This is a genomic window from Archaeoglobus sp., assembly GCF_017656475.1.
Taxonomy (GTDB): Archaea; Halobacteriota; Archaeoglobi; order Archaeoglobales; family Archaeoglobaceae; genus Archaeoglobus.
In genome coordinates this window covers 1-11,912 of sequence record NZ_JACDNT010000009.1, presented here as the reverse complement: position 1 = coordinate 11,912, position 11,912 = coordinate 1, and the positions used below count along the sequence as shown (strand labels likewise).

The following is an 11,912-nucleotide window of genomic DNA, read 5'->3' as shown; positions in this document are numbered from 1 at the left end:
AATGAATGTTGTGGAGTTGGAACTTCCAGAAGATAGAGTGGGAGTGCTTATAGGCAAGGATGGGGAGGTAAAGAAGCTTATTGAAGAGAAAACAGGATGCAAGTTGACCGTTATGGGGAAACACAACGTTGTTAAGATTGAATGCGATGATGCTCTTGGTTTCATGAGAGCTAAGGATGTTGTCTCCGCAATATCCTACGGATTCTCTCCAGACGTGGCCTTAAAACTCCTGTATGACGAAAATCTAGTTCTTGATGTTATAAACCTGTCAGATTACCTTTCAGACAACGCATTGAGGAGAATAAAGGGCAGGATAATAGGAAAAGAGGGAAAGATGAGAAAACAGATTGAGGACATGCTGAACGTGAATATTTCCGTTTCAGACAAACATGTCGCCATTATTGGCGACCCTGAAAACGTTGCTGCTGCCAGAGAGGCTGTTATGATGCTCGTCGATGGAGCGCAGCATTCTACAGTCATAAAGTTCATGGAGAGAAAGAGGAGGGACTTGAAAACGAGAAGTCTCGATTGGCTATGAGCTGGCTCATAATTACCGAGAAAGACAACACCGCTAGAAGAATAGCGTCCATCCTTTTTAAAGATGTTAAGACTCTAAAAAAGGGCAGGGTGAGCTACTACCACTCCCCTTCAAAAGACGCTTACGTTGTTGGATTGAAAGGACACATTGTAGAGCTTGATTTTCCGAAAGAGCTGAACAACTGGTCTAAAACTCCACTTGAAAATCTTCTTCAGGTTGAGCTTGTGAAAAAAACCAAAGAAAGGACAATCTCATCAATCCTAAAGGAAATCGCGAAGAAGGCAGACAGGGTTACGGTTGCGACCGACTACGACAGAGAGGGAGAGTTGATTGGCGTTGAGGCTCTCGAAATCGTCAAGTCCGTCAATCCCAAGGTCAAGATTGATAGAGTCAGGTACAGCAGCGTGACTGAGAGGGAGATAAAGGCGGCCTTTTCCAAACCCGTTAAAGTTGACTTCAACTTGGCAAACGCGGCCCTTGCGAGGCAGAAAATAGACCTGATCTGGGGTGCAACACTCACAAGACTCGTTTCAATTCACTCCGGCAGGATGGGCAAGGATTTTCTGAGTGTCGGAAGAGTTCAAACCCCAACTCTGCGATTGATCGTTGACAGAGAGATTGAGATCCAGAATTTCAAACCTGAGAAGTACTACGAAATCTTCGCGGAGTTTGAAGGATTCGTTGCGAAACATCCCAAAAAGTACAGCAGCAAGGAGGAAGCTGAAAAGGTATTCAACAAAATAGGCGAGACGGCAGAAGTCAAGGAGTTTACGAGAAAAAATGTGGAAGAGAACAGACCAATTCCCTTCAACACAACTGAGTTTCTGAGAGAAGCGTCGAAGTTCATGTCCCCGCACAAAGCCATGAACATCGCAGAAACGCTTTACATGAACGGTTACATCAGCTATCCCAGAACGGATAACACAGTCTACCCCTCAACAATCAATCTTGTAGAGATAGTTTCAGCACTTTCTGCAGTTTTTCCAAGAGAAGCAAAAATCGTGCTCTCGCAGGAGAGGATAGTGCCTTCGAGGGGGAGGAGGGAGACGAGGGATCACCCACCCATATACCCGACAGGTATTGCGAAAAGAGGGGAACTCTCCAAGGACGAGTGGACAATATACGAGCTTGTGGTGAGGAGATTTCTGGCAACTCTCGCTCCAAAAGCTGTGTGGGATGTGAGGAGGGCTGTGCTTGAGAGCAATGGTGTGAAGTTCAATGCAAGCGGCAGAAAGCTGATCGATGCGGGATGGAGGGCTATCTACATCTACTCAAAAGCTGAAGAGACAGAGCTACCGATTTTGAAGAGAGGAGATGTGTTGAAGATTCTGAAGAAAAGGCTTGAGGAGAAAGAAACGAAGCCACCGGGAAGATACTCCGCTTCATCTCTAATCAAGATGATGGAGAAGCTTAATCTCGGCACGAAGTCTACCAGACACGAAATAATTCAGAAGCTTATCAGCAGGCGTTACATTCACGGCAACCCATTCAGACCGAGTGAGACGGCATTTTCCGTAATAAACGTTCTGAAAGAGAGCGCTGAGACGATAACGCTGCCTGACATGACGGCAAAGCTTGAGAACGAGATGGATCTAATTGCGGAAGGGAAGAAGCGAGAACCAGAAGTTGTGGACGAGTCGAGGAAGATGCTCCTTCAAATACTAAAAGCGATAGATTACAGAAAGCTCAGCAAGGATTTAAGGGAAGGGGTTAAGAAGGACAAGATTGTCGGGAAATGCCCGGAATGTGGTGCAGAACTGGTTGTGAGAAAATCTAAAGCTGGAAAGAGATTTATAGGATGCAGCAACTATCCAGACTGCACCTTTACGCTTCCTTTGCCTCAGAACGGTACTCTTTACATCACATCCAAACTTTGCAAGGATCACGGGATTAAGGAAGTCAAAATAAGAACGAAGAAGGGTTACTGGAACCTTGGCTGTCCGTACTGCAACTACTTAAAGTGGAAGGAGGAGAATAGCTAATTGAAACTTCTTTGCGAGCATAAAGCGTGTGGCTAAACTATAAGGACTAACCCTCACCCCTTCTAAAAACATCGAGAAGATCGTCAATGGTCTCAACAACTCTGATTCCAGACTCTGTAAGCCTGTAAAAGTTGCCGTCCTTTACTACCAGACCGTATTTCAGCAGAACCTTCAGGTGTCTGTCCAAAATGCTGGGATTCAGCTTGGTTTCGAACATAATCTGTGAGAACCTTTTCGGCTCGCTTCCCAGACAGTAGAGTATGTCACTCATGCCCTTTCTGCCAATAATCTTGAGCACTTCCCCCACATTATAATCTAGGTTTCCCGTGTTCTCGCTAATTTTCGTTATCTCTGACACATGATCAAGTCATCAAGAGCACTTCTTAAATTTATCTTTTTACTTGATAATTATATTTGAGAAATTACAGTTATGTTAGTGGGCAAACTCCTTAAACCCCACAGGATATTTAAATACATGAAAGCCGGTTCGTTAGCCTCAAACCCCAACAAGCTTAAAATTATGAACCTTCTAATAAAGAGGGAGCTAACGAAGGAAAAAATTGTAAAGTCCACAAGAATGCCTGGAAATCTCGTGAACGGGCTTCTTGATGAGCTCGTGAAAGATGGCTTTGTCGAGGAAAAAGAGGGTGTTTACTCTGCAACAGAAGAAGGCAAAAAAGCCCTTAAGAGTTTGAAGGTTTGAAATGTTAAGGGAAAGAGAAGAGGGTGGCGAGAAAGTATTCATCCTGAGAGGTTTAATCGAAATAAGAATTCCGAAAGATGTTTACAAAAAGCTGGAGAAAAGGCACTCGAAGGAGTATATAATCTCCTTTGCCGAGGAGAAAAAAGTTCTGAACAGAGTAACGGGAAGAGAACTTGTTTTTATTACGAAAGAGAGCGGAATCCCTTTGTTCGGCCACTCTGCTTTTGGTATAATAGACAGAGGGACGAATCTCCTTCAGGTAAGGAACGTAACCGGCTGCAACCTTAACTGCATCTTCTGCAGCGTTGATGAGGGCAGGAGTAGCAGGACGAGAAATGCTGACTTTATAGTGGATCCAGACTATATGCTTGAAGAGCTTGAGAGTGTCGTTGAGTTTAAAGGGGAGGGTGTGGAGCTTCACCTTGACGGGCAGGGAGAGCCTTTCCTCTACCCCTACATGGAGTACTTCCTTGAAAGGGCCAGCAAAATAAAGGGTATTGGGGTTGTTTCGATACAGAGCAACGGCACATTGCTGAACGATGAAAAAATTTCGGCTATTGAGGATTACGTTACAAGAATAAATCTCTCAATAAGCTCTCTTGATGAAAAAACTGCTAAAACGCTGCATGGCCTGTACAGCGTGAAGAAGGTAAAGGAAGTTGCGGAGATGATTGCCAACAGCAAGATGGATTTGCTGATAGCCCCTGTCTGGATTCCGGGCTATAACAATAAAGAAATTCCCAAAATCATAGAATTTGCACTCGAAATCGGTGCGGGAAAGAGGTATCCGCCTCTCGGAATTCAGAAATACATCCCGTATCGCTATGGGAGGAAAGTAGGGAAAAGCATGCCCTTTAAGGAATTCTACCAGAAGCTGAGAGAGTATGAGAAGGAATACGGTGTTAAGCTGGTTTTAAGCCCGGAGGATTTTGGTATGGAGAGGAGGCCCAGGCTGGAGTGTCCTTTCAGAAGGGGTGAGAGAGTTAGAGCCAGAATAGTGTGCGAAGGCAGGTTGAAGGGAGAAAAAATCTGCGTTGCGAGAAACAGAAGCATTGCCGTCAATACAGACAGAAAGGTTGGAGATTTCGTGGAGTTTGAGGTCGTAAGCACGAAAGACGGAATAATTGTTGGGGTGGAAAGGTGAAAGTTTTGATATCATCAAGCATCAAAGAAGGAATAGAAACTCCGGCAAGGCAGCTTTCAGAGATGGGTTATGAAATTCTCGCAACTGACGGTACGGCTGAATATTTAGCCTTAAAGGGGTTAAAAGTTAGAAGGTTGTCTGAAATTACCGGAATCGCTGAGAGCAGCACTATTAAAACTCTGCATCCGAGAGTTTACGAGATGATTTTTTCCGGAGAGATAAAGGCTGTTGTAGTTACACCTTACAATTTCGGAGAGAATCCATGCAGAGAGAACATCGATATAGGCGGCATTTCTCTTTTGCGGGCTGCAGCCAAGGCCGGGATTCCGGTGGCCTATGACTTGGAGAGTCTCAACGAGCTAGTAAAGATTCTGAAGGGAGAGAAGAATTATACAGCAGCCAGAGTTTTCCGCTTCACTTCCGAATACGACAGGATGATTGCGGAGTGGTTGGAAAATGAAGCACCTTGAGTTCAAGCGGAGATACGCAAAGGCTTTGATAGAGGGTAAAAAAAAGCTCACCATAAGAAAGTGGACTAATCTTAAAGAGGGTGATGAGGTTCTTGTCCACAGCGGTGGTAAGATTATAGGTAAGGCGAGGATACTTTCCGTTCAGAAGAAACACATTACGGATATAACCGATGAGGAAGCGAGACTTGATGGCTTCAGGGATGCTGAAGAGCTAAGAAGGGAAATTGAGAAGATTGGGTATGATGGAGAAGTTTATCTCATTCATTTCGACTTCGAACCGCTTGAAGCTGTAAATCCTCACAACCTTTACTACGGAGACGCTGACCTGGAAGAGATTGCAAGAAAAAGCCTTGAGCATCTTGAACTGGATGAGAGGGACAGGAGGGTGTTGGAGACTTTTTTGAAGTACGGGAGCATAAGGAGGGCCGCGAGAAAGCTCGGAGGGGCAAGGAAGAGGGGGGAGATAAGAAAGGTTTTAAGGAAGTGCTACAGGGAGCTTATGGAGAGGGGTTTGACTTAGCTTATTTGGCCTTTCAACCATAGCTTCGTAGCCTCTTGCAAAATTACCAACTCAGGTTGTGTTTTTGGCGTATTTTTTGCAGTTAGATAATTTTAAATAATCGTTTAAATGAGGAAAGAAGAGATGGAATTCGACGTAAGTTTTTGGAGAAAAGTTGTGGATAAATCCCTCGCAGCTATTTATATAACAGATGAGAGTGGTAAGGTTCTTTACGTCAACGATATTGTGGAAAGGGCCACCAAATACTCCAAAGAGGAAATTTATTCAATGGACAGTATTTTCGAGCTGGCTCATCCTGAAGATCGTAAATACCTGAAAAAGGAATTCAACGAGCTTGGAGAGGAGGGGAAATTTTACGAGTCGCGTTATATAACCAAAGATGGCAGGGTGAGATATGTCTGGGGCTTCACCGCAAAATTCAACTTTTTGGGTAAGAGTTACATCATAGGGAACTGGATTGACGTAACAAAGGCGAAAGAGCTTGAACAGGCTTTGAGAGAAAGTGAGGAGTTCTACAAAACGCTTGTAGAGGACTCTTTGACCCCTGTTTACCTCCTCCAAGATGGGGTGATGATTTACGTTAATAAGGCCTTTGAAGAGGCTACTGGATACAAAAGAGAGGAAATCGTTGGCAGAAACCCTTTTTTCCTCATTCACCCGGATGACAGAGGGATTGTTTACAAAAGGTACGTTGAGAGGGAAAAGGGTCTGAGAGATATCATTGAAACATACAGCTGGAGAATAGTGAGGAAGGATGGTGAGGTGAGGTGGGTTACAGCGAGGCCAGGAAGGGTCACTTATAGGGGAAAGCCTGCTGTTGCTGCTACTGTTATTGACACAACTGAGATTCACAATTTAAATCTCGAACTCAAAAAAAAGGGAGAGTATTTAGAGTTCGTGAACAAGGTTATGAGGCACGATATCGCCAATGCGATTACAGCAATCAGAGGTATTCTGGAAATCATAAAGGACTCTCCTGAGGAGGCTGAAAGGTTAATTCCTCTCGCAATTAGGCGGTCTGATTACGTTTTCAGGCTTATTAACGATGCAAGAGAGCTTGAAAAGGCTCTTGAGGAGCTTAAACCGATAAATGTTGTTGAAATTGTGAAAGATGTGGTTGGGCAGTTCAAAAACGTAGATATAGATGTTAAGGGAGAAAACGTGTTCGTAAGGGCAAATGAGGGGTTGAGGACTGTATTGAACAACGTCCTGCAGAATGCGATTGTGCACGGAGGGGGTAAGGCTAAGGTGGAAGTTTTAGCGAACGAGAGTAGTGGGATAATAAGAGTTATTGACTACGGGAAAGGTGTACCCGACGAAATCAAGGAGAAAATTTTCGAGGAAGGCTTTACAAAAGGAGACGGAATGGGACTGGGCCTTTACATTACAAAAAGAATTCTCGAAATCTTTGGTGGAGAAATAAAGGTTAAGGACAACAAGCCAACCGGTGCAATTTTCGAGATAAAAATACCGAAAATTAAAGGGGAAGGCTGAGAGCTTTCGTAGGGCAGACTTTCACGCACGCTCCACAGTGTACACATTTCTCTGCAGTTATTACCACTCTCCTCTCTCCGTTGAAAGTTATAGCCTCAGTTGGACAGATGCTCACACATGCTCCGCAATGTACACACAGTTCATCATCCTTCTGAACAGCCTCCGCAAGCTCCACGACATCAACACCAAGCCTCTCCAGAACTTCCTCCACTTCTTTGGCTTTCTTGTCTTCAATTTCGATGAGTATTTCACCCCTCCTTGCTCCAACTGATGCTCTGAGGATATTTATCAAAGCTCCTGTCTCGAGAGTTGTTCTGGAAATCACCGGCTCTCTAACAGTCTTTGAGTCAAATCTCAGCAACAACCTCACTTCCAATCACCTCGCTATCAACCTGCTCAAATCTTCACTTGTCACTATCCCCAACACTCTCTTTTTTGAATCCACTACAGGCAATGCTGAGATGTCGTTCTTTTCCATTTTTCTCGCCGCAACCTCCACTGGCTCATCAGGATACGTGTAAATTACATTTTTCGTCATTATCTCCCTAACCATTCCTTTTTTGTTCCTTGCTACAGCCTTTGCAATATCCCACGAGGTAATTATGCCCACAAGAACGTCGTTTTCAACCACTGGCAGATGGTTGAGTCCCTTATCTATCATCAGCCTGGCGGCCTCCTCAATAGGAGTTTCTGGCGGGATTGTGTATGCTTTAACCATAACACTTTTCACAACCTTTATCTCCCTCTGTCTCATGGGCTTGAACACTCTTTTTGTGGGGATTCTATCCACCGGAGCTGTGAGGGAGAACTCTCCCATCCCAATTTCTCGCTTAAGTTCTTTCATTATCTTCTCCGCCATGTAAAAGCTTGAGAGTGGTGAAACTCTCACCTCTTCGCCGTTTATCTCAACTTTTCCGCTGATCAGCTCCTCGTAAGTTACCTTCCTTACTACCGGCCTATCCCTCCTTGCAACACCGAAGTCAATAATCTTGGTCTCTATCTCGCTGTTTCTAACTGCCGTGAATCTTGCCATGTCTGCATCGAGTATTGGGATTGGGATGCCTATGCCAACGAAAAGCGTTGCACCGTAGCCAGGGAAGTATGCTGCCTTCATGTATTCAGGTTTCATCTCCTTCAGATTTCCCTTGACCATAAGGGTTCCGTAAGGTGGTGCATGCTGCGTCCCCTCGCCAATAACATATCCTTTTGCCCCGCAAAGAAATATTCTTGTTCCAACACCTATCGTTCTGTATTCAGGGTCGTTGTTGAGGGGACTAATCTCTCCGGTGCCTGCAAAGGTGACGTTTCCAAAGTTTGGAAGAAGGGTGCCCATGTATGTCCTCAAAATCCTGTTTGAGCTGTTTGTTGCAGCGTTGTATCTCTGGTAAGCGTTTCTTGGGTTGAGCATGACTGCCTGGTTAACGTCTTCCAGCGATATTTCCGTGACGATCTCCTTTCTCGGATAGCAATCCGTTCCGTAAGCAGTAGCCTTTAGCTCAACCTCTCTTCCCTTGACAAGCTCCTCAATGACATGACTCCCTCCGTACTCCTCGACAGTTTCGGACAGTTGAGCAACACCAAGATAAGCATCAACTGCTGCTATACCAGTGTAAGCTTCAACGTCGTTCATCCATACTCTTTGCATTTTGATAGGGGGGTCTGAATGGCCAAAATTGAAAAAGGCTCCACTTGAGCACATTGCCCCGAATGTACCGGTAGTGACGACATCAACTTCCTTCGCCGCCTTCTCAGCCCCAAGCTCCTCCACAATCTCTTTCATCTCGGCTGCGGTGACAACTACGGCGTTCCCCTCTCTGATTTTCTGATTAATCTCTTCAATCGTTTTGACCATGCACTCAGCATCATGTTAAGGTATATAAACTTTTGTAATGTTGGAGAAGCAATATATTACCAGTAGTAATACCAAGAAAGAAAAAAGAGAGGTCATTTTTCGATGCCGTAAAAGTCGTACCAGCCTCCCCTGCTGCCGGGCTTTCTTCCAATGTATCCTGAGAGAACAAGCTTCTTCAGCGTGTTTGGAGCGGCATAGTGCGGCTCTTTTGTCTCGTTGTAAAGATATTCGGCAATATGAAGCGCAGTGTCCAAGCCGATGAGATCCATCAACTCAAATGGGCCCATTGGGAAACCAAAGGCAAGCTTGCACATCTCGTCGATTTCCTTTATCCCGCCAATGCCGATCTCGAAGAGTCTTACGGCTTCGACGAGCCACGAGTTGATGAATCTTGTAGTGAAGAATCCAGGGCCATCTCCAGCTTCGATGGGTATTTTCCCCATCTTCTTTGAAAGTTCCACGGTGAGGTTGAATGTTTCATCGCTCGTCAAAGCTCCCCTTACAACCTCAATCAGCTTCATTACTGGAGCGGGATTGAACCAGTGCATGCCTATAAACTTGCTCTTCCTTTCTACGGCAGTTGCGAGGTCGGATATCATTATTGCTGAGGTGTTTGAGGCAATGATAGTTTCGGGCTTACAGATTTTATCGAGTTCTGCAAAAATCTTCTTTTTAAGGTCTGCTTTCTCAGTTACAGCCTCAATAACGAAGTCCGCATCTTTCAAAGCCTCAAGAGAAGTTGAGGTTTTTATTCTAGCCATCACCGCTTTCGCATCATCCTCGCTCATCTTCCCCTTCTCAACCAACCTCTTCAGGCCAAAAGGTCCCGACTCGATTAGCTCCATCGCCTTTTTCAGCACTTCCTCGCTAACATCAACCATAATAACTTCATATCCGGTTCTCGCAGCTACCTGGGCAATTCCGTGCCCCATCACTCCAGCACCAACAACACCTATAACTTTAATATCTTCCAGCTTCATTCAATCACCTCCCTCAACAAACTTCCAGAAGTCTGGCTTCCTCTTCTCCATGAAGGCGTTCCTGCCCTCTACTGATTCTTCAGTTCCATAATACAGGCTCAGCCCACCAACTCCGAGCTCTGTAACACCCGCCAGTCCTTCAGTGTCCGCCAGAAAAGCGTACTTCAGCATTTTCAGTGCTGTAGGACTTTTCTCAAGCAGCTCGTTGCACCACTTCTCCACCTCTTCGTCAAGCTTTTCGTGGGGAACTACAGCGTTCACAAGCCCCATCTTGAGAGCCTCTTCTGCAGAGTAAAGCCTGCAGAGGAACCAGATTTCCTTGGCTTTTTTCATCCCCACATTTCTCCACAGCTCTCCCGTCCCAAATCCGGGATCAAAACTGCCGACTCTCGGCCCTGCCTGGCCGAACTTCGCCTTCTCTGATGCTATCGAAAAATCGCAGTTCACCTGCCAGACGTGCCCTCCACCAACAGCGTAGCCGTTAATTCTTGCAATGACCGGCTTTGGAATGTGCCTTATCAGAAATGTGACGATCTGCCATCCCACTTCAAGTGGTAGAGCAGCAATAGTCCCCTCAAGTTCCTCACTGCTGTATCCTTTGTATCCTCCCAAATCTCTGATGGACTGATCCCCACCAACGCAGAAGGCTTTATCTCCCGCACCTGTGAAAACCACAACACCAATCTTTCTGTCAGTCCAGGCATCGATGAATGCCTTGCTGATTTCATAAACAGTCACAGGAGTGCAGGCGTTCAGCTTTTCAGGGCGGTTTATTGTTATCTTCGCCACTCTACCTTCTTTCTCGTAGATTATGTCCTGAAACTTCAACAGGTACACCTCCGGGCAAAAGAAAATATACTGGAAAATACTTAAAATTTCCTCTTTGCAACCGTTACCATGTGTCTTAGCACCCTCACGGCCCTTTCAGGTGTAGGATAAACAGGAATACCACTTTTCTCAATTTCAATCCTCGCTTTCCTGAGCTCCTCTACATCATCCTTCATGTTGAAGAGAACAGGCTTCTTGAATTCCTTAGTCCATGAAAAGTCAACACCCAGCTTCATGAGGCTGGGGATGAAGACGCCGGCAACAATTGCATCGATGTTCTCGTCCTCGTTGAATATTTTCAGAACCTCATTGAAAACCGTATCTCCGCTCTTTTCGGCAATCGGATACAAATCGAGGGGGTTGTTGATGCTGTGCCATTCTGGTGCGAGTTCGTAGAGCTTTTCAAGTGTCTCCTCCGAGTACTTCGCCAGAGTTAGGCCGTTCTCTATCACAGCATCGGCAGACATAACACATTCAGCACCTGAAGGCTGGATTACCCCAACTCTCGAACCTCTGGGGAGGGGTTGTAGGGCAAAACCCTTCGCAGTATCCACAAGCTCCTCGAAGTCGTAAACCTTCGCCACACCAGCCTGTCGGCAAGCGGCCTCAAAAATCTCCTCGCTCGTTGATATTGATGCCGTGTGACTTAGGGCACTCCTCTTTCCGGCTTCAGTTCTGCCAGACTTTAAAACTACAATGGGTTTTTTAGCAGACTTCATTAGCTCATAGAACTTCCTGCCGTTCGTGAAGCCTTCAAGATAAGTTGCCACAACTCTTGTTTTCTGGTCTTTCAGCAAATAGTTCAGCACCTCTACTTCTCCAACATCAGCCTTGTTGCCTATAGCCACGATTCTGCTAAACCCGACATGCCAGAGGGGCAAAAGGATGAAGTTGGCAACCGCACCGCTTTGAGCTAAAACACCAATGTTTCCTTTACCCAATCTCCTGAGCATTGCGAAAAAGGAAGTCAAGCCTGATTCTGGATCAAGAATTCCCATCGTATTTGGCCCGATTATCCTCATTCCGCTTTTTCTGGCTACTTCTACAATCTGCTTCTCAAGCTCCTTTCCCAGCTCCCAGCCCTCTGCAAACCCTCCGCTCAATACTACTATCCCTTTAACACCCTTTTCTGCACACTCTTCAACAATTTTTGTCGCATTTTTCGAAGGAATGGCTATAATCACGAGGTCGACTCTGTCGGGAATAGCTTTAACAGAAGGATAGCACTTGAAGCCCAGAATCTCCTCAGCATTGGGATTGACGGGATAGACTTTTCCTTTAAACCCCAAATTTTTGAGATTGTTCAGAACCATTCCGCCGGGCTTGAGGAGATTCCTCGAAGCACCAACAACCGCCACACTCTCCGCATTGAAGAAGAAGCTTAAGTCTCCAACCTCCATA

13 protein-coding genes are annotated in these 11,912 nt (G+C 45.5%); 7 read left to right on the top strand and 6 right to left on the bottom strand.

Features of this window, described 5'->3' with window-relative positions; all coding sequences use genetic code 11:
• The first annotated feature begins 1 nt into the window (after window position 1).
• Window positions 2–538 carry a KH domain-containing protein gene (locus H0Z19_RS04065; RefSeq protein ID WP_290724088.1) on the top strand — a complete coding sequence of 179 codons (537 nt, stop codon included), beginning with the start codon at window positions 2–4 and terminating at the stop codon, window positions 536–538.
• Entirely contained in the window at window positions 535–2,520 is a 1,986-nt protein-coding gene (locus tag H0Z19_RS04060) for a DNA topoisomerase I (RefSeq protein WP_290724086.1), read from the top strand. The genes H0Z19_RS04065 and H0Z19_RS04060 overlap by 4 nt, the downstream gene beginning before the upstream one ends.
• Window positions 2,521–2,566: 46 nt before the next feature.
• On the opposite strand, the gene H0Z19_RS04055 is transcribed toward H0Z19_RS04060, so the two are convergent.
• Entirely contained in the window at window positions 2,567–2,878 is a 312-nt protein-coding gene (locus H0Z19_RS04055) for a helix-turn-helix domain-containing protein (protein ID WP_290724084.1), read from the bottom strand.
• 117 nt (window positions 2,879–2,995) lie between these two features.
• On the opposite strand from H0Z19_RS04055, the gene H0Z19_RS04050 reads away from it, so the two are divergent.
• The 5 genes from H0Z19_RS04050 (at window position 2,996) to H0Z19_RS04030 (ending at window position 6,851) form a co-directional block, all read left to right on the top strand.
• Window positions 2,996–3,223 (top strand): winged helix-turn-helix domain-containing protein, encoded by a 228-nt coding sequence (locus H0Z19_RS04050; protein ID WP_290724082.1) that lies wholly within the window; start codon window positions 2,996–2,998, stop codon window positions 3,221–3,223.
• A gap of 1 nt (window position 3,224) precedes the next feature.
• Window positions 3,225–4,367 (top strand): radical SAM protein, encoded by a 1,143-nt coding sequence (locus tag H0Z19_RS04045; RefSeq protein WP_290724080.1) that lies wholly within the window; start codon window positions 3,225–3,227, stop codon window positions 4,365–4,367.
• Window positions 4,364–4,837, top strand: a complete 474-nt coding sequence (locus tag H0Z19_RS04040) for a phosphoribosylaminoimidazolecarboxamide formyltransferase (RefSeq protein WP_290724079.1) — start codon at window positions 4,364–4,366, stop codon at window positions 4,835–4,837. The genes H0Z19_RS04045 and H0Z19_RS04040 overlap by 4 nt, the downstream gene beginning before the upstream one ends.
• Complete coding sequence (locus tag H0Z19_RS04035; protein ID WP_290724077.1) at window positions 4,824–5,357, top strand: ASCH domain-containing protein; 534 nt, start codon at window positions 4,824–4,826, stop codon at window positions 5,355–5,357. Before H0Z19_RS04040 ends, H0Z19_RS04035 begins: the two co-directional genes overlap by 14 nt.
• Before the next feature lie 108 nt (window positions 5,358–5,465).
• The gene (locus H0Z19_RS04030) at window positions 5,466–6,851 is read left to right on the top strand and encodes a PAS domain S-box protein (RefSeq protein ID WP_290724075.1); all 1,386 of its coding nucleotides are present in this window, start codon (window positions 5,466–5,468) and stop codon (window positions 6,849–6,851) included.
• On the opposite strand, the gene H0Z19_RS04025 is transcribed toward H0Z19_RS04030, so the two are convergent.
• From H0Z19_RS04025 to H0Z19_RS04005, 5 genes are all read right to left on the bottom strand, one after another.
• Window positions 6,835–7,221, bottom strand: a complete 387-nt coding sequence (locus H0Z19_RS04025) for a 4Fe-4S binding protein (protein ID WP_290724074.1) — start codon at window positions 7,219–7,221, stop codon at window positions 6,835–6,837. The two genes, H0Z19_RS04030 and H0Z19_RS04025, sit on opposite strands and share 17 nt — an antisense overlap.
• Before the next feature lie 6 nt (window positions 7,222–7,227).
• Complete coding sequence (locus H0Z19_RS04020) at window positions 7,228–8,703, bottom strand: homocysteine biosynthesis protein (RefSeq protein ID WP_290724072.1); 1,476 nt, start codon at window positions 8,701–8,703, stop codon at window positions 7,228–7,230.
• A gap of 92 nt (window positions 8,704–8,795) precedes the next feature.
• On the bottom strand, window positions 8,796–9,683 hold the full coding sequence (locus H0Z19_RS04015; RefSeq protein WP_290724070.1) for a 3-hydroxyacyl-CoA dehydrogenase NAD-binding domain-containing protein: 888 nt from the start codon (window positions 9,681–9,683) through the stop codon (window positions 8,796–8,798).
• A complete protein-coding gene (locus tag H0Z19_RS04010; protein WP_365892336.1) occupies window positions 9,684–10,511 on the bottom strand; it encodes an enoyl-CoA hydratase-related protein in 828 nt (275 codons plus the stop codon).
• Between the two features lie 41 nt (window positions 10,512–10,552).
• The coding region (locus H0Z19_RS04005; RefSeq protein WP_290724066.1) for a CoA-binding protein at window positions 10,553–11,912 on the bottom strand (1,360 nt) is incomplete at its 5' end.

Excerpts from the sequence above, each read along its gene's own strand:
- H0Z19_RS04065 (WP_290724088.1), top strand. The coding sequence starts at position 2 with ATGAATGTTGTGGAGTTGGAACTTCCAGAAGATAGAGTGGGAGTGCTT.
- H0Z19_RS04060 (WP_290724086.1), top strand. The coding sequence starts at position 535 with ATGAGCTGGCTCATAATTACCGAGAAAGACAACACCGCTAGAAGAATA.
- H0Z19_RS04050 (WP_290724082.1), top strand. The coding sequence starts at position 2,996 with ATGAAAGCCGGTTCGTTAGCCTCAAACCCCAACAAGCTTAAAATTATG.
- H0Z19_RS04045 (WP_290724080.1), top strand. The coding sequence starts at position 3,225 with ATGTTAAGGGAAAGAGAAGAGGGTGGCGAGAAAGTATTCATCCTGAGA.
- H0Z19_RS04035 (WP_290724077.1), top strand. The coding sequence starts at position 4,824 with ATGAAGCACCTTGAGTTCAAGCGGAGATACGCAAAGGCTTTGATAGAG.
- H0Z19_RS04030 (WP_290724075.1), top strand. The coding sequence starts at position 5,466 with ATGAGGAAAGAAGAGATGGAATTCGACGTAAGTTTTTGGAGAAAAGTT.
- H0Z19_RS04020 (WP_290724072.1), bottom strand. The coding sequence starts at position 8,703 with ATGGTCAAAACGATTGAAGAGATTAATCAGAAAATCAGAGAGGGGAAC.
- H0Z19_RS04015 (WP_290724070.1), bottom strand. The coding sequence starts at position 9,683 with ATGAAGCTGGAAGATATTAAAGTTATAGGTGTTGTTGGTGCTGGAGTG.